The sequence below is a fragment of the Syntrophus sp. (in: bacteria) genome (assembly GCF_040768185.1).
GTDB lineage: Bacteria > Desulfobacterota > Syntrophia > Syntrophales > Syntrophaceae > Syntrophus > Syntrophus buswellii.
Genome location: NZ_JAXGNC010000003.1, coordinates 155783 through 179511, shown reverse-complemented (window position 1 = coordinate 179511; position 23729 = coordinate 155783). Strand labels below are relative to the sequence as shown.

Annotated in this window: 18 protein-coding genes; 17 read left to right on the top strand and 1 reads right to left on the bottom strand. The window is 53.6% G+C overall.

Going from position 1 to position 23729, the window contains the following annotated elements; all coding sequences use genetic code 11:
- Nucleotides 1-51 precede the first annotated feature (51 nt).
- From AB3175_RS05140 to AB3175_RS05075, 14 genes are all read left to right on the top strand, one after another.
- Nucleotides 52-882, top strand: coding sequence for a nitroreductase family protein (locus AB3175_RS05140; protein WP_367359875.1), 831 nt, complete (start codon nucleotides 52-54; stop codon nucleotides 880-882).
- A 252-nt stretch (nucleotides 883-1134) separates the two neighbouring features.
- Nucleotides 1135-1725: a methylated-DNA--[protein]-cysteine S-methyltransferase gene (locus AB3175_RS05135; protein ID WP_367359874.1), complete on the top strand. Its 591-nt coding sequence runs from the start codon at nucleotides 1135-1137 to the stop codon at nucleotides 1723-1725.
- Nucleotides 1722-2411: a class I SAM-dependent methyltransferase gene (locus AB3175_RS05130; protein WP_367359873.1), complete on the top strand. Its 690-nt coding sequence runs from the start codon at nucleotides 1722-1724 to the stop codon at nucleotides 2409-2411. The genes AB3175_RS05135 and AB3175_RS05130 overlap by 4 nt, the downstream gene beginning before the upstream one ends.
- 262 nt (nucleotides 2412-2673) lie before the next feature.
- Nucleotides 2674-4152, top strand: coding sequence for a phospholipase D family protein (locus AB3175_RS05125; protein WP_367359872.1), 1479 nt, complete (start codon nucleotides 2674-2676; stop codon nucleotides 4150-4152).
- Nucleotides 4153-4479: 327 nt separating this feature from the next.
- A complete protein-coding gene (locus AB3175_RS05120; protein ID WP_367359871.1) occupies nucleotides 4480-6060 on the top strand; it encodes a class I adenylate-forming enzyme family protein in 1581 nt (526 codons plus the stop codon).
- Between the two features lie 54 nt (nucleotides 6061-6114).
- Nucleotides 6115-6717, top strand: coding sequence for an acetate uptake transporter family protein (locus tag AB3175_RS05115; protein WP_367359870.1), 603 nt, complete (start codon nucleotides 6115-6117; stop codon nucleotides 6715-6717).
- A 266-nt stretch (nucleotides 6718-6983) separates the two neighbouring features.
- The gene (locus tag AB3175_RS05110; RefSeq protein WP_367359869.1) at nucleotides 6984-8237 is read left to right on the top strand and encodes a M24 family metallopeptidase; all 1254 of its coding nucleotides are present in this window, start codon (nucleotides 6984-6986) and stop codon (nucleotides 8235-8237) included.
- A gap of 293 nt (nucleotides 8238-8530) precedes the next feature.
- Nucleotides 8531-9673, top strand: a complete 1143-nt coding sequence (locus tag AB3175_RS05105) for an acyl-CoA dehydrogenase family protein (RefSeq protein ID WP_367359868.1) — start codon at nucleotides 8531-8533, stop codon at nucleotides 9671-9673.
- A 624-nt stretch (nucleotides 9674-10297) separates the two neighbouring features.
- On the top strand, nucleotides 10298-11866 hold the full coding sequence (locus AB3175_RS05100) for a sigma-54 interaction domain-containing protein (protein WP_367359867.1): 1569 nt from the start codon (nucleotides 10298-10300) through the stop codon (nucleotides 11864-11866).
- A 593-nt stretch (nucleotides 11867-12459) separates the two neighbouring features.
- On the top strand, nucleotides 12460-13230 hold the full coding sequence (locus AB3175_RS05095) for an enoyl-CoA hydratase/isomerase family protein (RefSeq protein ID WP_367359866.1): 771 nt from the start codon (nucleotides 12460-12462) through the stop codon (nucleotides 13228-13230).
- A gap of 110 nt (nucleotides 13231-13340) precedes the next feature.
- Nucleotides 13341-14519, top strand: coding sequence for a thiolase family protein (locus AB3175_RS05090; protein ID WP_367359865.1), 1179 nt, complete (start codon nucleotides 13341-13343; stop codon nucleotides 14517-14519).
- On the top strand, nucleotides 14519-14992 hold the full coding sequence (locus AB3175_RS05085; RefSeq protein WP_367359864.1) for a Zn-ribbon domain-containing OB-fold protein: 474 nt from the start codon (nucleotides 14519-14521) through the stop codon (nucleotides 14990-14992). The genes AB3175_RS05090 and AB3175_RS05085 overlap by 1 nt, the downstream gene beginning before the upstream one ends.
- Before the next feature lie 100 nt (nucleotides 14993-15092).
- Nucleotides 15093-16241 (top strand): acyl-CoA dehydrogenase family protein, encoded by a 1149-nt coding sequence (locus tag AB3175_RS05080; RefSeq protein WP_367359863.1) that lies wholly within the window; start codon nucleotides 15093-15095, stop codon nucleotides 16239-16241.
- A 66-nt stretch (nucleotides 16242-16307) separates the two neighbouring features.
- Entirely contained in the window at nucleotides 16308-17399 is a 1092-nt protein-coding gene (locus AB3175_RS05075; RefSeq protein ID WP_367359862.1) for a 3-hydroxyacyl-CoA dehydrogenase family protein, read from the top strand.
- A gap of 95 nt (nucleotides 17400-17494) precedes the next feature.
- Here the strand turns inward: AB3175_RS05075 and AB3175_RS05070 are convergent, their stop codons facing one another.
- Complete coding sequence (locus AB3175_RS05070; RefSeq protein ID WP_367359861.1) at nucleotides 17495-19696, bottom strand: 2-phospho-L-lactate transferase CofD family protein; 2202 nt, start codon at nucleotides 19694-19696, stop codon at nucleotides 17495-17497.
- Nucleotides 19697-20044: 348 nt separating this feature from the next.
- On the opposite strand from AB3175_RS05070, the gene AB3175_RS05065 reads away from it, so the two are divergent.
- Genes AB3175_RS05065 through AB3175_RS05055 form a run of 3 tightly spaced genes read left to right on the top strand, consistent with a single transcriptional unit; the run spans nucleotide 20045 to nucleotide 23689 of the window.
- The gene (locus tag AB3175_RS05065; protein WP_367359860.1) at nucleotides 20045-21298 is read left to right on the top strand and encodes a UDP-N-acetylglucosamine pyrophosphorylase; all 1254 of its coding nucleotides are present in this window, start codon (nucleotides 20045-20047) and stop codon (nucleotides 21296-21298) included.
- Nucleotides 21299-21329: 31 nt separating this feature from the next.
- Nucleotides 21330-22679 carry a phosphoglucosamine mutase gene (gene glmM, locus AB3175_RS05060; RefSeq protein WP_367359859.1) on the top strand — a complete coding sequence of 450 codons (1350 nt, stop codon included), beginning with the start codon at nucleotides 21330-21332 and terminating at the stop codon, nucleotides 22677-22679.
- 50 nt (nucleotides 22680-22729) lie between these two features.
- Nucleotides 22730-23689 (top strand): glucosamine-6-phosphate deaminase, encoded by a 960-nt coding sequence (locus AB3175_RS05055; protein WP_367359858.1) that lies wholly within the window; start codon nucleotides 22730-22732, stop codon nucleotides 23687-23689.
- The last annotated feature ends 40 nt before the right edge of the window (nucleotides 23690-23729 follow it).

Here is a 23729-nt window from a genome sequence, read left to right as displayed (position 1 = left end):
GCGTTTCAGCATACCCGTATGACGAGCAATGGATAGGTTCAGGAGATTAGAATGATGAATACCCTTTTTGAAATTGATGTCGAAAAATGTAAGCGCGACGGCACCTGTGCCGCCGTCTGTCCACTGAAGCTGATCACCCTGCGTGACGAAGACAGCATTCCCGTCCCGATCGAGCGGGCGGAAAAGCAATGCATCCGCTGCGGTCATTGTGCCGCCGTTTGCCCTTTTGGCGCCTTGTCGCTGAATTTCATGAAGCCGGAGCAATGCCTTCCCGTCGACCCGAAGCTGCTTCCCTCGGCGGATCAGGCCAGACACTTCCTGACGGCCCGGAGATCGATCCGCACCTATAGAAAGCAGCCGGTGGATCGTGAAGCCATTGCCGCCATGATCGATACGGCCCGCTACGCCCCTTCGGCGGTGAACGCGCAGCCGGTCAAATGGCTGGTCATCGAAGATGCCGGAGAGGTCAGGCGTCTGGCCGGCCTTGTCATCGACTGGATGCGGCAGGTCGTTACAGAGGATCCTGAACTGGCCAAAGGCCTCAACATGAAACGGTTTGTGGCAGCCTGGGATAACGGTGAGGATCGAATCTGCCGGGGGGCTCCGCATGTCATTGTGGCTCATGCCGACGGGGCTCTGGCCGTCTCACAGTCATCCTGCACCATCGCCCTGACCTACCTGGAACTTGCCGCCTTTGCTGCAGGATTCGGGGCCTGCTGGGCGGGATTTTTCACGAGAGCCGCCAACCTGTATCCCCCCATGATTGAAGCGCTTGGGCTTCCTGATGGGCACCAGGCGTTCGGGGCCATGCTCGTCGGTTATCCAAAGCATCGTTACCGCTGTATTCCGTTGAGAAAAAAGGCGTCAGTCACCTGGAGGTAGGCTTTTGCCGGTCTGTGGTCAGATCCTTTTCAAGGGAAAAAGGGGGACCTTATTTGAGGGACGACCGTCGTCGGGTTACCAGGGGATGAATCCCTGAGCGTTTTTCCGCAACGGGGCCGCGGAAAGGCCGCTTCGCCGGGAAGCCCGGCGTGAAGAGGGTGACAAAGGGGTTGTGATCGGGATGGTATGATGGATCTGGCGAGATGGGCAGAGGGGGCCATGGATGTTTTTCAACCAGATGAAAGGGCATGGATGAGACGCAACGGCGAAATTTCCCTGGAGCTCTGCCCCAGGGGGACACCCTTTGGCCCCGTGGCGGTCCTCTGGTCGATTCGCGAAAGAGAGCCGAAAGTCTACCAAATCCTTTTGTCTTCTCCGGGGGGGATTTCGGCCGATGAGGCTGTAGAGAAACTCTTTCCAGGTATGGATACTTCTTCCTGCCCGGAAATTGACCGATTTCTTGATCAAATCGAGGCGTTCCTGTCCGGGGAGGAGATTCGTTTTTCTCTCGACAGGCTGTGCCTCGATCTCTATTCCCCCTTTTCACGGAGAGTTCTCCTTGCCGACTTCGCGATCCCTCGTGGCCGGGTCAGCACCTACCGGCGGATCGCCGAACACCTGGACAAACCGGGGGCTGCCCGCGCCGTGGGAACCGCTCTGGCGAGAAATCCCTTTCCCCTGATCATCCCCTGCCATCGGGTCATACGATCCGACGGGAGCCTGGGGGGCTTCCGGTATGGCCTCCACATGAAAAGGCGACTGCTGGAGATGGAGGGGGTTACCTTTCAGGATGAACGTCACGTTGCCGTGCCGGATTTCTTTTACGGGGGCTGGTCGGAGTGAAAAGGCGGAACATGGGGCAGGGTGCAGGGCGGATCGACCGGGAGATATTGAACGCCCAGCTGCGGCATTGGGAAAATGTTTTTTCAGAGGCAGAGGACATGTTCGGCCTGGAACCCAGCGAACCGGCCAGGATGGCAGCGGGGCTGTTTCGGGCAGAGGGAACAAAAAAGATCCTTGAACTAGGTGCAGGGCAAGGGCGGGATAGCCTCTTTTTCGCGTGCAGCGGGTTTTCAGTCCATGCCCTGGACTATGCGGAGAAATCTGCCGCAACCCTTTCGGAAAAGGCCCGGCAGTTCGGCTTGTCCGGGCGGATCACCGTCATCCGTCATGATGTCCGGGAGCCGCTTCCCTTTGAGAACGAAACCTTCGATGCCTGCTATTCGCACATGCTGTACTGCATGGCCATGACGACGAAGGAACTAGAAACCCTCTCGAACGAAGTCCGCCGGGTCCTCCGTCCCCGCGGGCTGAACGTCTATACCGTGCGCCATACGGGAGATGCCCATTTCGGAGTCGGTGTTTACCGAGGCGAAGGTCTCTACGAAACGGGAGGATTTGTCGTCCATTTCTTCAGCGGGGAAATGGTCAAGCGGCTGGCGAAGGGATATGATCTGGTCGGCATCGACGAATTTGAAGAGGGCGACCTGCCCCGGAAGCTGTTTCGCGTGACCATGCGAAAGAGATGAGCGGTTCATCCGAAACATGGAAAGGACTGAAGCGAAGCGTAGAGAACGGCATCATTCGCCCGTGTCTTCCATGGGAAGGGGGCGCACGGTCTCATCGTGGATGCCTGGACTTCAAGACGGCAACGCGTTTGCTGCCGGGAGGGCACCGTTCAATCACAGAGGACCGACGGTCGCTTTGCCGGTCAGGATCATCAACCCGTTGTCACGGTGAGACGCACAGACAATCAGCCATCTCCTTACAGAACTCGTAGGTCGTTACCGCATGTTGCCATCCCGTGAAACCCGCAGCCGGTCGAACTTCCCCGCCGATAATGGCGGGACAAGGCTTGGACGGGCGATTGCTCCATCGGTTACCGCCCATCCGGGAAAGTCCGGTATCTATCCCCTTGCGGATTCCCGTGATGCGTTTGCCGCGCGAATACTCCTGGCAAGGGATGCGGAGCGGTCTCTCGACCTTCAGTATTACATCTGGCGCAAGGACCTTTCGGGAACGCTTCTTTTTCAAGCCCTTCACGATGCGGCCGACCGCGGTGTACGTGTGCGGCTTTTGCTCGACGATCACGGCAGCTTTGGGATCGATGACACGCTGGCGGCTCTGGATGCTCATCCGAACATTGAAGTCCGGCTGTTCAATCCGGTTTCTATTCGCACCCCGCGCTGGATCGGTTACCTGACCGACTTTCTGCGCCTGAATAGACGCATGCACAACAAGTCTTTTACGGCGGACAATCAGGCTGCCATCGTGGGTGGCCGCAATGTCGGTGACGAATACTTCGGTGCCGCCGAGGGAGTGCTCTTTGTCGATCTTGACGTCCTGGCTGTCGGGCCGGTCGTTGAGGAAATTTCGGTTGATTTTGACCGGTACTGGCACAGCGCTTCCTCCTTCCCGCTGGGCCGATTACTGCCGCCTGCCGACTCTGCGCGATTGGCCGAGCTTGCCTCGGCTGCGCTGGGCATTGAGTCCGATCCCGCGGCGGAAAAATACATGAGTGCCTTACGCAATGCCCCTTTCGTCCGTGAGCTGATTGAAGGATGCCTGACGCTGGAATGGGCCGCCACACACGCGGTCAGCGATGATCCGGCAAAAGTCCTGGGGCTCGCCGCCGCTGAGGTAAACCTGCCTGAGAAACTCAAGCAGATCATCGGAGAGCCGGTATCGGAGGTGCTGCTTGTGTCCGCCTACTTCGTTCCCACCGCTGCCGGTGTGGATGCCTTTGTCGCCATGGCGGACCGCGGGGTAGCCGTCAGGGTGCTGACCAATTCCCTGGAAGCCACCGATGTGGCCCCGGTCCACGCCGGTTATGCAAAGTGGCGTAAGCGGCTGCTTCAGGCGGGGATTGCCATCAGTGAATTGCGTCGCCTGTCACCGGACCGCGGCAAGAGAAAGCGAAGGGGTTCGCTCGGCCGCTCCGGACTGAGCCTGCACGCAAAAACATTCTCCGTGGATCGTTCACGCCTGTTCATCGGCTCCTTCAATTTTGATCCCCGGTCGGCGAATCTGAACACCGAGATGGGGGTTGTCATCGACAGCCCGGCACTGGCGAAGAGGATCGCAAAATTTTGTGAAAACCGCATTTCCGCTAACGCCTATCATGTGCGTCTGTCGGAGACAGGGGGGCTTTACTGGATCGAGAATCGGCCCGGAGAGGTGATCCGCCATGACACGGAGCCGGGTACGAGCCTTTGGCGGCGCGCCGGGGTCCGGCTTCTCTCCCTTCTTCCGATTGAATGGCTGCTGTGAAAGCTGGTGTCTCTCCGGAAAAGAATCCCATCCGTATTTTGTCCGTTCCCCTCTATTGATAACGGTTGCTCTCAGGGCTGCGGCAAGCGGCAGAGATATCCGCCTGAATGACCCGAAGACGCCCTGGAGATCCTAAAAAAATCCGCCACGATTTCGAAAACCATACTACTAGAAAAATACTATAATTACTATCATTCATAGAAAGAATATTTTTTTAAGTATCTGACATAATAGTAAAATATGATTAAAAATTTTTGGTTCCAAAATTGCTTGGCTTAAGATACACCTCAGTTAAGGGGAGCACTATTCTAAAAAGGGAGGGTTATCATGGGAACAGAAATGACGTTTAACACGATTCCGACTTTGATCAACCGCAATGTAATGCTGTATCCAGATCGTGTGGCGATCAAGGAGGTGGAGGGCAACCGGGAATATTCCTTCACCGATGTTAAAGACAGGGCAAACAGGATGGGGAATGCCCTGTATGGGCTCGGGCTGAAAAAGGGGGACCGGGTGGCCATACTGAGCCAAAACAGCGTAGAATACACAGAGGCGTCCTTCTACGTCCCCAATGCCGGCTTCATCTTCGTGGTCTGCAATTTTCGACTGGCGGCGCCGGAAATGCTTGCCGTTCTGACCGATTCCGAACCGACGGCGCTGATCGTCCAGGATCAGTTTGTCGGAATGGCCCAGCAGCTCAAAGACTCCGTTCCTTCGGCCAAGCACTTCATCTATTTCGGGGCGCCCGACAAGAAACCCGAAGGATGGCTTGATTTCGAGGAAATGATCCAGAAGGCCTCGCCGGCGGAACTGGCCGTGGATATCTTTGAAGATGAAATCGCCATGCTCATGTACACAAGCGGCACAACGGGACTTCCCAAGGGGGTCATGCAGACCCACGCCAATTTTGTACATGCCGGCCGCGTCTGTTCCAGACTCAACTTCCTGGATCTGGACAGCCATGTCTTCATCATCTGCCCCCTCTATCACATTACGGCGCACTACACCCTGTTCGGGGCTTTTTATGTATCGGCGCCGTCCTATGTCTTTACGAAGTGGGACGTGGATCTCTTCCTGTCGTCCACGGAAAAGTTCAAACTGACGGGCGGCATGCTTGCCACGCCGATGGTCATGATGATCCTCGATTCGCCGAATCACAAGAAATACGACGTCTCAAGCTGGAAGCACATCTGGTTTGCCGGCGCAGGGATCATCCCCGCTGTTTACAAGAAATTTATTGATACCTATGGAAATATTCTCGGTGAACACCACGGGACGACCGAAACAACAGGCGTCACCACCAATCTGGGCCCTCGGGACATCCAGGACGCCTTTGACCGAGGCGACAACAACATCCTGGAATCCTGCGGAAGGGCGTCCTTCGACATGGAAGCCCTGATCGTGGATGAAAACGGCAAGCCGGTTCCCAAGGGCGGAGTGGGCGAACTGATTGTCCGGGGTCCCGGTGTCACGCTGGGCTACTGGCGAAAGGAACCGGAGACCAAGAAGGCATTCCGGGGCGAGTGGTTCCATACGGAAGATGTCTGCTCCATCGATTCCTTCGGCTATATCCGCATTATCGACCGCCTGAAGGACATGATCATCACCGGCGGCGAGAATGTGTATCCCGCAGAGATCGAGAAGGTGCTGCATTCGAATCCGGCAATCAAGGAGTCCTGTGTCATCGGTACTCCGCACCCGACCTGGGGCGAAGCCGTCACGGCGGTCTGTGTTCTCAATGAAGGGGCCACCATCACTCCGGCTGAGGTGACGGAATTCTGTAAGGGAAAAATCGCAGGGTACAAGGTGCCGAGGGTCGTCCATATCGTGCCGTCGCTGCCTCGCAACGCTGCAGGAAAGATCCTGAAGAGAGAATTGCGTGAGCAGTTCGGGGGCGGCGCAAAATAGAAGAAATGCTAAGTAGAAAGAACTGATACATAACATAATTAAGGAGGGAATATTATGTCAGATCAGCACGGTGCAGGATGGGCTAATCCAATGCCCGCCGGATTCACAGCCTTGGCGATTGCAGTGATGATTTTCTACGCGGTGTTAACCGGGAAAGTAGCAAGAGAAGCCATGCCCATTGCGGGTATCTGGTTGATCGGTGGCTTCTTCGTGCAGGTGATTGTAGGGGTCATCGAGCTGAAGCTGGGCAATTCCTCCGGTGGCAACACCTTCACCTGGTTCAGTGCTTACTTCATGCTGGTAACCGGCTCCCTGTGGATTTTTCAGTATTTTGCCGGCGTCTACGGGTGGAAGTTTGATCCCCGGATAACGGGATGGGCCTGGTTAACCATTACGCTTATCCTGTGGCTGGAGATTCCGATGTTCGCCAAATCCATGCCGCTAGCCCCATTTGCAGCGATCGTTCCCATGTGTCTGGCTTTGCCTTTCATTACCGGCATATACATGGGGTTCCTGGATCACCATACCTATGCCCCGATTGCCGGCAATCTCGCTGGATTGTGTGGGGTACTTGCCATTTACGCAACTGCAGCGATGCAGACAAACATGGTATTCGGCAGGCAGGTTTTGCCCTTTCCAGGCCCGATCATCAAGTAAGGTTTGTTTGAAACCGCAAGAGATGCCATGATAACCCCCGGATTCTCCTTCCTGTCCGCGCCCCCTGTCAGACAGGAAGGAAATCCGGGATTATCACACACCCAAAAACTGCACATCATCTTCATGCAGCATCAGGAACATCGGAAATTCTCAGAATATCCCCGGGGAATTCACGAAAGATCAACGGGAGATTAATCCGTCCGCGAAAAAGTCTGTCAGGAAAAGTTCGAGGACCAGGCTGAAGTATTGAAACAAGGTCAGGGAAGATGGTCAAGAGCTTAAATGTCTGTGATTTCACGCCCAGGGAGGAGATTGAGAGAAGGCTGGATGCCTTGAGAGGGTTAATGGCAGATCAGGGCATCCATTTTGCGGTCATTCTCCAGAACGTGGACCTCTTTTACTTTACCGGCACGGTTCAGAAAGGCGTTCTCGTTGTTCCCGTGGATGAGCCCCCTGTTTTTTTCGTGGAAAAAAGTCTGTTTCGGGCTCTCTATGAATCGCCCCTTGAGATCACGCCCATCAAGAAGATCAAAGAAACCAGGGAGATCCTCAGGGAGAAGAATGTGCTCAGAGGAAACGGTGCCATGGAGCTCGATGTGGTTCCCTTTCTTCTCGCTGAAAAATGGAAATCCATCCTGGGTTATGACCACGTGGCAGACGTGTCGCCTTTGATCAGGCAGGTGAGGCTGGCGAAAAGCGAGTTTGAAATTCGACAGATTCTCAAATCGGGAGAGATTGTGTCCCATGTGTTTCGAAAAGCCAGGGATATTGTGAGGGAGGGAAGGCAGGAGGTTGCGATTGAGGCGGACCTTGTCGCCGAAGGCAGGCGCAGGGGCCATCAGGGGCTGCTGCGCATGAGAGGATTCAACCGGGAGATGACCTGTGCCCTGGTGACCCAGGGCTATTCGTCCACGGTTGCATCGGGCGGCGATGTGCCCATCGCGGGGTTCGGACTGACACCGGCCGTCGGCCAGGGTTCTTCCGCCAACATCGTGAAAAAGGGCATCCCTCTCATCGTGGATTATGGTGGGGGGTACAACGGCTATGTCACCGATGAAACGCGGGTCTATGTGGTGGGGGAGATGAAGGAATGCTTCCGGAAGCCATACGAGGTGTCACGGGAGATCATCGAGGACATGATGGATTATGTGAAGGAGGGCGTAGATACCGTGGAGGTCTTCACGAGGGCCCTCGATTATGTGAAACGGGCAAGGCTGGAAGAATTTTTTATGGGCCACGGCGAAGGGCAGGTGGCCTTTATCGGGCACGGATTTGGCCTCGAACTTAACGAAATGCCTGTCATTACGGCGCGCCACAGAATGGTGCTCCGGGAGGGTATGGTCATGGCCGTTGAGCCGAAATTCATCATCCCCAACGAAGGCGCTGTAGGCATCGAGGTCGATTTCATCGTGCGAAAAGATGGACTGCAAAGGATTGTGGAGACGCCTCTCGACATTGTGTCCATCCCCGATTCCCCGTCGGGATCAAGAGACCGCGCTGCCGGCCGTCCGGATGCGTGAGGCCCCAGGCTCCGGGAGATTTCTTGGGGGATCCAGGCTGTTTCTCGAAATGGGGAAAGAAAGAGGCATGATTACGGCGACGGAACAGCAATGGCTGGCCTCTGCCGTCAATTGATCCGGGCATCATTTTCCGGCAGGGGAAGAAACCTTCAAGGTCAGGGGACCGGCTGTTTGCTTTTTTGATGAGGCATATATTTTGCGTTTCTTAGGGCATTCGTGGGGGCAGCGGTTGCAGTTGACTGAAGATCAAGATTCCAACATTAATTGGATAGCGAGGAAAGAAGGTGGAGGTTATGGAAAATCTGTTGACTGATGAAACAAAAATGTTCCAGCAAATGATTCACAGGTTTTGTGAAAAGGAAATAAGACCGGTCGCCGGAGACATTGATGAAAAGGAAGAATATCCTTCTGAGATATTGGCAAAACTGGCAGAGATGGGCGTCGGAGGCATCATTACTCCCGAGCAGTACGGAGGCAGCGGATTAGGCTGGGTCGGGGCTTGCATTGCCATGGAAGAACTGGCCCGTGTGTCGGCAGCGGTCGCGTTGGCCGCCGGAGCCACCAGTTTTTATTTCGCCTATCCGATTCTGGAGGCTGGGACTGAAGAACAGAAAGAAAAATACGTCACCGCCGCTGCCTACGGAGAAAAAACGGGAACCATGGCCTTCATGGAGGCCAATTCCGGTCCAGATATAGCAAAAATAGAGACAACGGTTGAGGATAAAGGGGATGCCCTGGTTTTGAAGGGCAGCAAGATGTCTGTCGTCAATGCGGACAATGCCGACGATCTCCTTGTCTTTGCCAGGATGACAACGGGCGGACAGCCGGGCGATTTTGTCCTGGTCGCTGTGGACTCAAAGTCACCGGGAATTGTGGTTCGGAAAATTCCCAAGATGGGGATGAATGCCGTATCAACCTGCGAGGTGGACTTCAATGAGGTGCAAGTGCCGAAAGAAGCGCTGATCTCTTCCGGAGAGGCATGCCTTGGCTTGCTCACCAATGCCCTGGACCGCTTCCGCCTGGTCTTCGGGGCGGTCGGATTGGGAATCCTTCAGGGCGCCTTTGAAGAGGCCCTGGCATATTCGCAAGCCCGGCTAGCCTTTGGTAAACCGATCTGTGCCTTCCAGGCGGTCGGATTTTACCTGGCCGATATGTTCAAAATGAGCCGGATTGCCAGGAATATGATTTACCAGGCCGCTTTCAAGGCGGATCATGGCCAGGACATTTCCCTCGATGCGCAGGTTGCAAAGCTTTTTGCGTCGGAATCCTGCATGTGGGTTGCAGACAGGGCTTTGCAGGTGCACGGCGGATACGGGTTTTCCGTTGAATACCCGATTTCACGATATTTCCGGGAAGCACGGCTGATGGAAGTCGGTGAAGGGACATCGGAGACCTTGAAAGAAACGATCCTTCAAAGACTAGGGTTGCCGACATGAGTCAAAGGTTGGAACCCTTTATTCTTTAAAAGACAAAACCTTTGTAGCATCCGCAAGACGACCACCTTTCTTAAGCCGTAATCCGTTGATCGGGGCCCGGCTCAAGGAAGGTGGTTTCCGCATGTAAGGCAGGTTCTTTCTGGCTATATTATCTCATGATCCTGAATGGTTAGAGACAATGATTTCATGAAATTCAAAACTGGGTCACGTGAGTTGAATGAGACTTGGCCTGATAGCTTTTATAATTTCAAGAAATACAACATGTTGCAAATACATCATTTAAATTAATTTAAAAATGAATTATAATGTCCGGCAAAACCGGTTCAGTAACCTGTTCTGTTGTTCCATTCTTTCTCCCGGTAAGACGATTTCAAGGAATCAATGGCGTAGATTTGGCTGATTTGACTCATGGAAACCCGGTACCGTATTTTTTATTTTGACTCTTTCCGGCAGGCGGCTTTAAAATAGTCTGTCCAAGATAGACTTGGGGCAATGCACCTTTCATAAAAGGATATCGGGAGCATCCATGAGCCGCAATATTTTCCCGGCGCCGGTCCAGATCCATTTCTTGATCTCCCCGAAGGGCCTGCATTCCGAAATAGTCTTTAAAAAAGTGAGGGTATTATGGGCAGCGATATGATTTACGAAATGGTTACGGAAGACATCATCAGCACCATAACCGATGAGATCAACATCGGCAGCCTGGCCGTTGAAAGGGTTTGCCAGATTTTAAGCGATAGCGAAATAGCGGGAGAGGTTTTAACCCGCGTCATAACTCGAGAAAAATTCCACGGCTTGAATTTGCTGGACGTGATCAATAATGAATTTAAGGAGTTGAATTCAATCTTCCAAGATTCCTATGACGGGATCAGCGTCGTAAACAAAAACGGGATGGTCACGCGGGTCAACAAGGCCTTTGAGAGATTGACAGGCATAAAGATCAAGAACGTCCTCGGGGTCAACCTCCACAAGATAAAAAAAGAAGGGAATTATTTTGATCCCACGGTGGCGCTGAAGGTGTTGGAAACGGGAAAACCGGTCACCATCCTGCAGAAGTTTGCCAAGGGAAAGGAAATCATGGCCATCGGAAACCCTGTTTTCGATGAAACCGGCAAAGTCATCTGGGTGGTGGTCAACCTCAGGGATGTGACGGAATTGAAGCAGCTCGAGGAAAAGCTGAGAAAAACACAGGAACTGAATGCCCAGTATCTCTTTGAAATGGAAAACATGAGGAAAAAATATACCAGCGAACATTGCCTGGTATCCAAAAGCAAAGAGATGGAAAAAATTATAGAATTGGCCACAAGGGTGTCCATGGTGGAAAGCCCGGTGCTCATTCAGGGAGAGTCGGGGGTGGGCAAGGAAATTATTGCCAATGTCCTGCACAACATGAATACCAAAAGAAAGAAAGGCCCCCTGATCAAGGTGAACTGTGGCGCCATTCCAAAAGAGTTGATAGAGAGTGAGTTTTTCGGCTATGAGCCCGGTGCGTTTACGGGGGCGAGTCGATGCGGAAAGCCCGGTTTTTTTGAGCTGGCTCACAAGGGAACCATTTTTCTTGATGAAATAGGAGATCTTCCTCTGGGCTTGCAGGTCAAACTCTTGCGCGTCCTGCAGGAGCATGAGATTACCAGGCTTGGCGGCGTGAAAACGATCAAGATTGATGTACGGGTGGTGGCGGCGACGAACAGAGACCTGGAAACAATGATAAAGGAAAAATCTTTTCGCGAGGACCTTTATTATCGAATCAACGTAATCCCCCTTAGAATCCCATCGCTGCGTGAACGAAAGGATGATATCGCTCCCCTCCTTTTCCATTTCCTCGACACCTATAACAGGAAATACGACTTGAAAAAAAGCCTGTCGGATGAAGTGGTGGAGTGTCTGCTGAAATACGAATGGCCGGGGAATGTCCGGGAGTTGATCAATTTGATCGAAAGGCTTGTGGTCACGACCGATGTTCAGCAGATTGGCCTGGAGCATCTGCCCCATCGATACCGGACCCAGATGGACAACAATTTTTATCGAATGCACCAGATGAATTTGACTGAGGCCGTTGAGGAACTGGAGCGTTATATGGTAAGCAAGGCCATACAGTCTCAAAAGAGCACTTACAAGGCGGCTAAAGTACTGGGAGTAAGTCAAAGCACCGTAGTGCGTCTGGCTAAAAAACATAAGGTGAATCATTGCTGATGCGGCTCTGTCTAAACTGATTCTTTTATGGTGCGATGCTTCATTTTTTCCTTATAGGAACCGCAGCGGCAGGCGCTTTTTGAATCATGAAGCGTAAGATTATACATTTCAGATATTTGCGGGTAGGCGTATGGTGGATCTTCCTCTGCCTGCCCTTATTGAAATCTGTTTTCCCCCCTTCTTTTTCAGCCGAAGTATATTGACTTGAATAATTATTCCCCAAAATATTCCGTGATTTGAAAACTCAGAAGGCCGGATGAATCATAGCCGGTTTGTCTGAGTTAAATATGACTTATTTTGTATAATATGATAAACACTTGAAATGATACAATTTTTAGAATGTTCATTCTTTCGAGTCAACAATGAATTAAACATGGTTGAAATCCTTTGAGGAAAGAGGAGGCTCTTAGCGCTGCCTGTAAGGGTTTTACGGAAAATACCAAGGGCATATTTTTTGCGATATCCCCTATTAACTGAAACATAATCATTAATTGGGAAGGAGGCTTCGTCGCAGGTATTTCTGGCAGCTTGTAAAAGCTTTCTCACCGTTAATGGATTAAAAACTAAAGAGGGGGGGGTAAAACTTAAAAGCCATGTATGAAACGATCAATCTTATAGTTGAGGAAGGGATCGCGACGGTTACCTTGAACCGGCCGCCGGTAAACCCGCTAAACAGCAAAATGTTTGCTGAGCTCGGTCAGGTCGCGGCTGAACTGGAAGCGGACCCGGCTGTCCGGGTGGTCATCATTACCGGTTCCGGCGACAAGGCTTTTGTGGCAGGCGCAGATATCAATGAGATGAAGGATCTTACTCCGGTAGCAATGTATAAATTTTGCCAGGTATCCGGATCCGCATTTCGCGCCCTTGAAAATATAGGCAAACCGACGATTGCCGCGATCAACGGGCTGGCCTTCGGCGGCGGCTGTGAGCTGACCTTGACCTGCGATTTCCGAATTGCGGCGGATACAGCCAAGTTTGCGCTTCCGGAAATCAACCTGGGCATTATCCCCGGCGGCGGTGGCACACAACGTCTTCCGCGCCTTCTGGGTGCTGCCAAGGCGAAAGAGATGCTCATGCTGGGCGATATCATCGATGCCAATGCCGCCTGTCAATGCGGTCTGGTCAACAAGGTCGTTCCCCTGTCCGAACTGATGAATGAGGCAAAAGCCCTGGCGAAAAAGCTGGCAGGCAAATCATCTCTTGCACTGTCCATCATTAAAAATTCGGTGAATCAGGGCTTGAACATGAACCTGGGAGAAGCCCTGGATTTCGAGACGAAAAATTTTATTCTGGTATTTACCGGCGATGATCGCCGGGAAGGGTTCAGCGCCTTTGTGGAAAAGCGCAAACCGAAATTTACATAGACAGGGGTGCCGGGATCGAGGTGCCGTCATCCGAAGGGCGTCCTTTCGGGGGCGTGGTGAATTCTGAGTTGAGGTGAATCTAAGTTCAACGAGATTGGAGGGGTTTTTATATGAGAAATGTTTGCGTGATTGCTGGTGGCCAGAATTTGTGGGGAGTGCGTCAGGCCACTCAAAGGGACATGATCCAGGAGGCCGGCAAGGCTTGTTTCGAAGATAATCCTATCATTAAAAATAAGGATATCGATGGGTTTATCGTGGGCGCATGCCATACGGAGCGCTGCTCCTTTCAGACCCACCTGGCGCCGCAGGCAGCAGAATGTCTGGGCATCAAACCCGTCAACCTCTGTTGCCGGGTCGAACTTCTGTGCGCAACGGGAAGCACCGGCATTATCGTAGCCGATGCGATGATTCGGAGCGGCAAGGCGGACGTGGTCATGGTGGTGGGTGTGGAAAAACTTTACATGCCCCAGCGCTGGGAAATTCCGTTCAGTGAGTTGGGAACCTGCGACCATGAATTTGACTGCACGAATGGGATGGGGCTTCCGCCACCGGCCTTTGCCACAGTCGCCCAGCAGCATATGAAACTCTACGGCACGACGGAAGAGCAGCTGGCCATGGTTGCGGTCAAGAATCGCCGCAACGGTTTGAACAACAAAAAGGGCCAGATGCAGAAAGCGATTACTCTGGAAGAGGCGATGAGCTCGAGAACGATCGTCCGGCCGCTGAAACTGACGGACTGCTGCCCGGTGACGGACGGCGGTGCGGCAATCATCCTGGCCTGCGAGGAAAAGGCCAAGGACCTGACCGACAAGCCCCTTGTTTACATCCGTGGGAGTGCTCAGGGGACCCAGCACCAGATGTCGGCCAATTTCAACAACGGCGTCTGGTCAACGTGGGATACCTTGAGGATTGTAGGCGAGCAGGCCTATAAGCACGCCAGGGTGACCCCCAAGGATATCGATGTCGCCCAGACCCATGACTGCTTTACGATCTCCGAGATCGTCGAAGTGGAAGAACTCGGTTTCTGCAAGAAGGGCGAGGGCGGACCCTTTGTCCAGGAGGGAAAATCCGACTTCGGTGGCCAGGTGCCCGTCAATACGGATGGAGGCCTGCTTTCCTGCGGCCATCCCTTCGGGGGAACCGGCATCCGCCAGGGTATTGAAATCATGCACCAGTTAAGGGGCGATGCTGTGAAGCAGGTGGAAGGGGCCAGGATCGGTCTAACCCATAATCTGAGCGGCTTGATCTCTGCACACACAGTCTTAATTTACGGGAGGGATATGGAATAATGAGTATCACAGAAGGTAAATATGCAGCTTCAATGGATATGTGGCCTCTGCAGGGCAAGCAGTTCACCCGGATTTACCCCTTTTTCGACAATCTGAAAGAGGGGAGGCTGACGACCACCAAGTGCAAAGATTGCGGCACTCTGTCGTTTCCCCCCCGCGGCGTGATCTGCCCCGAGTGTTTATCGGAAAACCTGGAATGGGTCGATCTCCCCACCAAGGGTACAGCTCTGAGTGTAACCTATGAAGAGGTGGGCGTGCCGATCGGCTTTGAAACCCCGCTGGTTCACGCGATGGTTGATCTGGGCGGCGTGCTGACACTTTTCAGCCGGATCAAGGACTGTCCGATGGGGGCCTTGAATGTGGGGGACGAGGTGAAGCTGGTGGTCTTCCCGGTGGATCCGCAGCCCTTTGACGGCAAAAAAGGTGAAGATAATGTGATTCAGCGAGTCTTTTTCTGCTTCGAAAAGGCCTGAAAACAATAGACCCGTTTATCCCCGGACATCTTCCGGGGATAAACGGCTTATCCTCTGCTTTAATTTTTTTGAGCAGTCAACCGTCAAGGGGGGTGAGCACTTGGACTTCGAGCTTGATCAAGATCTATTAGCACTTAAGGAATCCGTGCAAAAGCTGGTGCAGGAAAAGGTGGCGCCAAGGGCTGGGGAACTCGATGAAATCGGTGGTTATCCCTGGGATATCAAAGAAGCTTTCGCGGAAAACAGGATCCTGGCGATTCCTTTTCCCTCGGAATACGGAGGCACTGGTGGCAAGGCCCTTCCAATGGCGATCGCTGTGGAGGAAATATCGAAATTCAGCTGCAGTGTGGCCATGATGCTGAGCGGACAGTGCCTTGGGTCGGCGGCAATCACCATTGCCGGAACGGAAGAACAGAAACAGCAGTTCCTGCCGGACCTGGCTAGAGGGAAGACGCTGGCGGCCTATGGGCTTACCGAGCCCGACGCCGGCTCGGACGTAGCCAGCCTTCAGACCACAGCCGTACGGGATGGTGATGACTATGTGGTAACCGGATCCAAGAGGTTCATAACGTATGGAGATATCGCGGATGTCATGACCCTGTTCGTAAAGACTGTCGATCCTGCTACCAAGGAAAAGAAAGTGTCCTGTCTGGTGGCGGAGAAAGGGCCGGGCTGGATTGTCAGCAAGCTGGAGCATAAAATAGGGATTAAGGGTTCGACAACGACGGAGTTGTTCCTCGAAGACTTTCGGGTTCCTGTGAAAAACCTGCTGGGCAAGGAGGGGGACGGCTTTAAAATCGCGATGCAGGTGCTGGACAAAACGAGAACCAGCATTGCAGCGCAGGCTGTCGGTATGGCGCAGGGAGCCCTGGACTGTGCGGTTCAGTTCGCCCGTGAGCATCTGCAGAGCGGCAAGCCGATCGGACGAAAGCAGGGCATCCAGATGAAGCTGGCCGACATGGAAATGAAAACAGAGGCCGCGCGCTACCTGACCTATATGGCTGCGGATAAATATGACCGTCACGATCCTAACCAGAGCCGGTATTCATCTTGCGCCAAGGCCTATGCCTCCGATCTGGCCATGGAGGTGATCGGCGCCGCGATCCAGGTTCTGGGGGAATATGGCTACACCAAGAAGTATCCGGTGGAAAGGATGTTCCGGGATGCCAAAGTTCAGCAGATTTACGAGGGGACAAATGAGATCCAGCGGATCGTCATTGCCCGGAGTCTGTTGGGAAAAGGTTTTTAAAAAATATTCAGCTGAATTTCTGCACGGCCCTGTGCCGGCCGTTTGAAATTGAAAGGGAGGCGGAGAATGAAGGAAGTCAAGACAGTGGGAGTTGTGGGTTTCGGCGTGATGGGTGCTGCCATCGGGCTCAATGCCGCAATGAGCGGTTATCGGGTTGTCTTCAAGGAACTCAATGACGACCTGGTCAAGTCCATGTATGACAAGTTCGTGGCTAAAGCCATGGCCAAGAGGGTGCAGTCGGGAAAGATGTCTCAGGAGGAGGCGGACAAAATTTGCGGGACGATCACGGGGACTTCCAATTTCGCAGATTTGGCCGTGTGCGATCTGATCATCGAGGCCGTTGTGGAAAACATCGATCTGAAGATTCAGGTCTTTGAAGAGATTTCCAAGGTGGTCCCGAAGGATACCATCATTGTGAGCAACACCTCGACCTTCCCCATCGCAACGCTCATGCAGAAGGTGGACAATCCGGCAAGGACCGCCGGTCTTCACTATTTCTTCCCGGCGAACGTCAACCGTCTGGTGGAGGTGATCCGTCAGAAGGCAACCAGTGATGAAACCTACGAAGCGCTCATGGCCTTTGCGAAGGGGAACAAGAAGGTGGCGATCACGGTCATGGACTTCCCCGGATTTGCCGTCAATCCTGTTTTCATTGCCGCATACATGGTCCTTGATAATTTTGCCGGTGATAAATACAACATCGCGACGCTGGAAAGCATCTCGCAGGAGTTCCTGGGCCTGAAATTCGGCATCATGTGGGTGCAGAAGGGCGCCGGTCTGGGCACATGCTATCATGCCGCGGTTTCGATGGTCGAGTATCTCGGCAATACGGACATCGGATATCCGCCGGTTCCGGCTTTCCTGAAGAAAAGTTTTGAAGAAAAACTGGATTGGAACCTTGAGGAAGGTCCCGTTCTGGAGGATAAGGCGGCCCGCAGCGAGGTGGGTGAACTTCTGCTTGGCTCGGTTTTCTGCATCTCCAAGCATCTGATCGCCAAGAAGGTCGTATCCGTTGAGGATCTGGACCTTGGGATCCGGACCTCCCTCGCGTGGCCGAAAGGACCCTTCCAGATGATGAATGAAATGGGAGAGGAAAAAGCCCGCAAACTGATGCAGCTGGCAGTGGACAAAGGCTTTTTCAAGATGCCGCCTATGTAAGATTCCTCGGAGTGCTTTACTCCTCTTTTTCGGCTTCCAGGCAGTCCCTGCTGTCTGGAAGTCGTTTTTTTTTCTTATCGTTCATCAAAACCGGGTTACTCGTCCCGATGCTGGAACACGACATTACGGAAAAACCGGACAAGGGCCTGTTTGCGGGTGCGCTCTTCCAGCTGATAGGGGATGAGTTTCTGGGGGGGCCAGCGGAGCAGCGACATTTCATATTCCATGATTTCGCCGTACGCGTTGTTCAGATACCACGCATACAGGAGCCCGAAAAGCAGGCCTGGAGGAAGAAATCCCTCCCGGTCATTGAGCGTGATCCCGAATGTGTTCGGATCATGGGGCTTCGGCATCATGCGGGCCAGCCTGAGATAGGTTCGCAACGCTCCATCATCGAGAAAGCATCGGCGTTCCTCCACGGGACGCAGCCGGATCTCATAACGCCGCGCGCCCCATTGGTTTCCGTTTTCCGGATTGACCCAGCATCTGCCTTCCACGTACTGCCCCAGCAGCGATTCACCCAGGGCGATGAGAAGATTATCCCGGATACGCTCCGGATCATCGCTGACCTGCTCGTGGATCTTCAACAGGCCGTCTTCGGGATCATAGTATCCCAGGACGTTGTCCCATTCCTTGCTCCGTGTCCATCGGGATGCGGGGATAATCTGCGCCGCACGGAAAAATTTCAGGTGCGTGATTCGGATATCCCGGTTTTCCCAGATGATTTCGCGCATGATTTCTCGGAGGCTCCGGGGATGAAACCGCTTTTCCGCCAGCACGGCGTCTGCTTCCCGATAGTAGCAACAAAGAGGCGGGGCCCCTGTAACAGTGTTGTTTGACGACCGTGCCGGAATCGTCCGCGAAGAGGCGTGCTTGCGGTTAAGCCCCAACCGCTGATGTGCGACAAGAAGCGTCCGCACGGCAAGGGCAAATTTCTGGGGATCGTGGTGGATGACACCGGCCCTCTTGAGCCGCTCCGGGGAATAGACCGTTGCCTCCAGGGGGAGAACCCCCAGGCTTTCGACGCGGCTGCGGTCAAGATAAATGGGGCTTTTCCCTTCCAGGGCATAGTTGCGGAGCACATCACCCGAGATGTGCTCCAGGTTGGCGCTTAATACGACGTCGAAGAGGCCCTCGGCGCCGCCTTCAACATTATGTCCGTACGCTTCCACAAGCTCAGACACATAAAGACCGCGATTCCAACGGCGCCTGGATATATCCGTCTCTCCCGCCTGCACCAGGAAGTTGGCGCCGAGGATCTTCAATGCCTTGCGGTTCTCCCGAATCGCCTGAACAATGGCTGGGACCTGGAGGATCGGCATGATGCTTGTGTAGAGGCTGCCCGGCGCGAAAAGGATGATGTCAGCCTCTCGAATCGCATTGCAGACCGCCGGGCTGACGAGAGGAGCATCACAGCATTCGATGGATACGCGGTCGATCGGCAGGTGGCGGCGTGTGATCGCCGATTTATCCTGCCCCCTGACGGCAACTCCGTTGCTGTACCTCAACACCAGCTGCCCGGGGGTTGCCGTTGCAGGATGAAGCGTTCCGGGAGGCACTCCGATGGCGCGGGAAAGAAGCTCAATTCCTTCCGTAATGGCAGCCAGTCCGGGCGGGTGATCGATCGTCCGGCCGGCTGATTTGAAGATGGCGGAGGTGAGCATCAGATTGCCCAGGCAATGACCTCCCGGCGAAATGGTCGGCCCGTCTCCGCCCTGGGAAATGTAGGTTCCCAGGGAGATTAACAGGTTCGATAATGGCCTGGGTACGGTTTTGCGCAGATCCTGAGGCAGCAGAAGCAACGGGTTGGCCACACATCGGAACTTTCTGAATCCTTCCGGAAACCGGTAATTAAACACGGCATGAATGGCGCGGACGAGCTGTCCGGTTGCGACATCATCAAGGCCGTAAGTCTCCTGGAGGTTTTCGCTCAGGATCAGGGAAAGGAGAACCTTGCGAAAATCGCCGATTCCAATCATCGGCAACTCCTTCAGGAGCAGCCCTGTAGAGCCCCCGTCATCCGTCGTGCAAACCACCACATCCATGGTGGAGAATTCCTGCTTCAATCCCACGAAGGGATTTTCCGGCCACTCGGCCAGCCGGGAGTTCCCGCCGACGACCGTGGAGAGGCCGGTTCCGCCCCCGAAAACCACGACCCGTTTATCACAGCCTTCACGGGAATAAACCGAGTCGACCAGACCGAAGATGGAGCCTCTGTGGGGTCCCTTGGGGATCGTTTCGTTGATGACCATCTCCAGAAGCTGGTCAACGTATTGGCCGATTTCTGATGTCTTCATTGGAGATAGAACTCACCTCATGAAGAAGAGCCCTGTGAAGAACGGTGAGCTCAAGAATTGATAAGATGTAAGGGATATAAACCTGATTTTATAAGTAGAGGATATAGGGAAATCACTTCTGCCTGTCAATAAAAAAAAGAGAAAAATTTACGGACCGATCAACTTTGCTGCGCATCCTCTTCGGCTGAATGATCCGAGCTTCCCGCACCGAATGCCCATCACCTGGTCCGGAGGCCTGTTTCCTGTTTACAGGCAGAATTGTTCCAGGGTTTCCGCACGCTAGATTTTTTAAAAAAAACCTTGATATCTCATTAAATTCATATATTATTCCGCAACTTGGAGGAGATTATGAACAGTTTGCCAAAATGCTACGACAAGGTTGTTGCGTTGATCAAAAAGGGCGTCGATATTCCCAATCCCCTGACCATCGATCTGGGCGATGAGGTGGCCGCAGATCAGATTTCTGGAAAGGGTGTCCGGATCTATCCAGGTTGCAGAATTTACGGCAAGGAGACGGTCATATCGGCCGGGTGCCGGATCGGGTATGAAGCTCCGGTTACGATCGATAGTTGCCAGCTGGGACCTGACGTCGAACTGAAGGGGGGATTTTTTACCAAGTCCGTCTTTCTGGAAAAGGCCAACATGGGATCCGGGGCGCAGGTGCGTGAAGGCTGCATCCTTGAAGAGGAGGCCAACGGCGCCCACTGTGTCGGAATAAAACAGACGATCCTTTTCCCGTTCGTGACGCTTGGTAGCCTGATCAACTTCTGTGATTGCCTGATGGCCGGCGGAACAAGCCGGAAGGATCACAGCGAGGTGGGCAGTTCCTATATTCATTTCAACTTTACTCCGGATGGGGATAAGACCACGGCTTCCCTATTCGGTGACGTTCCGCGGGGCGTCATGCTCAATCAGCCCGCCATTTTCCTCGGCGGCCAGGGCGGCACGGTGGGACCGTCACGACTGGGATACGGCAATGTCGTTGCCGCCAATTCGGTGTTGAGAAATGATTTTATCGAGGACAATCAGCTGATTGTCGAAAAATTGCAAGCGGGAAAGAGAACGGATTTTCGGCCCAGGGCCTATCCCGGCATCCGCCGGGTCGTAGAGAACAACATCATCTATATCGCAAATCTCATGGCCCTTGAGCAGTGGTATCTTTATGTCAGGAGGCCGTTTCTTGATCGGCAGGAATTCGGTGGGCTCATGTTTTCCGGACTGGTCGACAAGCTGGCGCTGGGGAAGAAAGAGCGGATCAAGCGTCTCCAGGTGCTTGCTGAAAAGGCAAAAATGTCCTCTCAACAGGATGAGGGAACGAACCCGGAAACCGCTGGACGAAACGAATTTTCTGATCGGTTTGATGAGATAGAAGCGCTGTTTGCCGCGGGTGCAGGGGAGCATGGGAACGAACAGACCCGCGATGAGTTCCTTTCCGCCTTTGATAGAGCAAGGGGCGGGGCGCAGGCCGATTATATTGTCGCCATACAGGGGCTTCCCGCGGAAATCTCCGGGCAGGGAACGCGTTGGCTTCAAGGGATTGTCGATGCCCTCTGTTCCAAGGCAGGGGAAATTGTTCCCTCGCTCAGATTATTCGACAACTGATTTTAATCCATTATTTCAAGGGAGGAATGTTATGGGGAAACTGTTTGGCACTGATGGAGTCCGGGGAGAAGCAAATCGGTATCCCATGAATGCGGAAATCGCCTTTGCCATAGGGCAGGCGATTGTCTATATCCTGAAAAAGGAGCATGCGCGTCCAAGAATCGTGATCGGGAAAGACACCCGAATTTCAGGATACATGCTTGAGAGTTCCCTCGAGTCGGGGATCACCTCAATGGGTGGCAATCCCTACCTGCTCGGCGTTCTGCCCACTCCGGGGATCGCTTTCATTGCCCAGAGCATGCGCGCCCACGCGGGGATCGTCATTTCCGCTTCGCACAATCCATATCAGGACAACGGCATCAAGATTTTCTCCGGCAGTGGGTTCAAACTTTCCGATGAGCAGGAAGAAGCCATTGAGAACCTGATGCTGAGCAATGCTCTCCATACCCTGGTGCCGCCCGTCAAGGACATGGGGCAGGCCTTCCGCGTGTGGGACGTACACGGCCGTTATATCGTGTTCCTGAAGAGCACGTTCCCCCGCGACTTGTCCATAGAGGGGATGAAGATCGTCCTCGATACCGCCAACGGCGCAACCTACAAAGTTGCCAAGGAGACTTTCTGGGAGCTGGGGGTGGATTTGCAGGTCATCCACGACGAGCCGAACGGGATCAACATCAATGAAAATTGCGGATCACAGCATACGCAGGATCTGAGAAAAAAGGTCGTTGAAAGCGGCGCCGCCATAGGCCTTGCATTCGATGGCGACGGAGACCGCCTGATCGCCGTCGATGAAAAGGGGCAGGAGATAACAGGCGACCAGATCCTTCTCATATGCGCCAAGGTGCTCAAGGAGCAAGGCAAGTTGAAAAACGATCTCCTGGTAAGCACGGTCATGAGCAATCTCGGGTTGCGGGTGGCATGCAAGAAATATGGTTTCAAGCACCACGCCTCACAGGTGGGGGACCGTTATGTCCTGGAGGACATGCTGAAGTTGGGCGGCATCATCGGCGGGGAGGAATCGGGTCACATGATATTCCTCGAGCACCACACAACAGGGGACGGTATCCTTACAGCTCTGCAGCTGATTGCCGCCATGGTCCGGACCGGGAAACCCCTGTCTGAGCTTGCCGGGCTGATGGACATTTATCCCCAGAAACTGATCAATGTGGATGTGAAGAGCAAGCCTGACATCAGTACCGTGCCGCAGGTCATGGAGGTCATAGGCCGGATAGAGAAGGAACTTGGCGAGGAGGGCCGCATTCTGGTCCGCTATTCCGGAACGCAGAATATGTGTCGGGTCATGGTTGAGGGGCCTTCCGTGGCGGTGACGGAGACGTATTGCCAGGAGATTGCGGACATTGTCAAGAAGTCCATCGGCTGAGACGGGAAAAGGGGCGGCTCCGCCAACAATTCAATTCGAGGAGAAAAGGTATGCCTATTGAGGTTTTCATAACGAACGACTTCGAACACATGAGCCAGGTTGCGGCGGATCTGGTAAAGAAGAAAATCCTCGATGTGTCGGAGAAAAAAGAGGAGATTGTTCTGGGGCTAGCCACCGGGAACTCGCCGACCGGAATGTATAAACATCTGGCCCGGGCGGCCAATGCCGGCGAGTTTGACAGCCGCCGAATCAGAACCTTCAATCTTGACGAGTATGTCGGTCTGCCCGGTGAAAACATCCAGCAGCGGGTAATCCACCCGGAAAGCTACTGCTACTTTATGATTCAGGAGTTTTTCGGCCTGCTGGAAAAAAAATTCAGGGAAACAAGTGTGCCCTTCGGTTCCCTGATTGATCAGAAAATGCTGATCCGGGAGCTTGAGAACCATCCCGGGGATTGGGAATACAAAGGTACGAGCGCAGGGAAGTCCATCGCCATAAAGCAGAAAACCCGGTCGGAGTATCTTGCGTGGATCAGGAAGGACATCCTGGACGGATATCGGCGCAAAATCAGAAAGGCCGGAGGAATCGACCTCCAGGTCATCGGTGTCGGAGGGCGCGGGCATGTCGCCTTCCACGAATCGGGTATCCCTTTCAAGGGGAGTTCGGTCATGCTGGTCAAGCTTGACGAAAACACCATTCATAACTCAGTGACAGACGGGCATTTCCCCTCGGTAAAAGACTGTCCGAATTACGCCGTATCCATGGGGGCAGAGCTTGTCTACCAGGCTGAACATGTCGTTCTTCTGGCGAACGGAGAGCGGAAGGTCGAGTCGGTGACCCGGTCCCTTCTCGGGGAAGTGACCCCCGATGTGCCGATTTCCTATGGGCAGAAATACGCCGACAACGGCGGTAACCTCATCTACGTCCTGGACAGGGTCGCAGGCGGAGAGCTTCTGAAAAATCACGATGCGCTGAAAGCCCGAAAGATTGTCCTTCAGGACCTTACCTGAAAGCCGGATCATCTATCTGCCCATGGGTATAAATCTGCCC

Excerpts from the sequence above, each read along its gene's own strand:
- AB3175_RS05140 (WP_367359875.1), top strand. The coding sequence starts at position 52 with ATGATGAATACCCTTTTTGAAATTGATGTCGAAAAATGTAAGCGCGAC.
- AB3175_RS05135 (WP_367359874.1), top strand. The coding sequence starts at position 1,135 with ATGAGACGCAACGGCGAAATTTCCCTGGAGCTCTGCCCCAGGGGGACA.
- AB3175_RS05125 (WP_367359872.1), top strand. The coding sequence starts at position 2,674 with ATGTTGCCATCCCGTGAAACCCGCAGCCGGTCGAACTTCCCCGCCGAT.
- AB3175_RS05120 (WP_367359871.1), top strand. The coding sequence starts at position 4,480 with ATGGGAACAGAAATGACGTTTAACACGATTCCGACTTTGATCAACCGC.
- AB3175_RS05115 (WP_367359870.1), top strand. The coding sequence starts at position 6,115 with ATGTCAGATCAGCACGGTGCAGGATGGGCTAATCCAATGCCCGCCGGA.
- AB3175_RS05110 (WP_367359869.1), top strand. The coding sequence starts at position 6,984 with ATGGTCAAGAGCTTAAATGTCTGTGATTTCACGCCCAGGGAGGAGATT.
- AB3175_RS05105 (WP_367359868.1), top strand. The coding sequence starts at position 8,531 with ATGGAAAATCTGTTGACTGATGAAACAAAAATGTTCCAGCAAATGATT.
- AB3175_RS05100 (WP_367359867.1), top strand. The coding sequence starts at position 10,298 with ATGGGCAGCGATATGATTTACGAAATGGTTACGGAAGACATCATCAGC.
- AB3175_RS05095 (WP_367359866.1), top strand. The coding sequence starts at position 12,460 with ATGTATGAAACGATCAATCTTATAGTTGAGGAAGGGATCGCGACGGTT.
- AB3175_RS05090 (WP_367359865.1), top strand. The coding sequence starts at position 13,341 with ATGAGAAATGTTTGCGTGATTGCTGGTGGCCAGAATTTGTGGGGAGTG.
- AB3175_RS05085 (WP_367359864.1), top strand. The coding sequence starts at position 14,519 with ATGAGTATCACAGAAGGTAAATATGCAGCTTCAATGGATATGTGGCCT.
- AB3175_RS05075 (WP_367359862.1), top strand. The coding sequence starts at position 16,308 with ATGAAGGAAGTCAAGACAGTGGGAGTTGTGGGTTTCGGCGTGATGGGT.
- AB3175_RS05070 (WP_367359861.1), bottom strand. The coding sequence starts at position 19,696 with ATGAAGACATCAGAAATCGGCCAATACGTTGACCAGCTTCTGGAGATG.
- AB3175_RS05065 (WP_367359860.1), top strand. The coding sequence starts at position 20,045 with ATGAACAGTTTGCCAAAATGCTACGACAAGGTTGTTGCGTTGATCAAA.
- glmM (WP_367359859.1), top strand. The coding sequence starts at position 21,330 with ATGGGGAAACTGTTTGGCACTGATGGAGTCCGGGGAGAAGCAAATCGG.
- AB3175_RS05055 (WP_367359858.1), top strand. The coding sequence starts at position 22,730 with ATGCCTATTGAGGTTTTCATAACGAACGACTTCGAACACATGAGCCAG.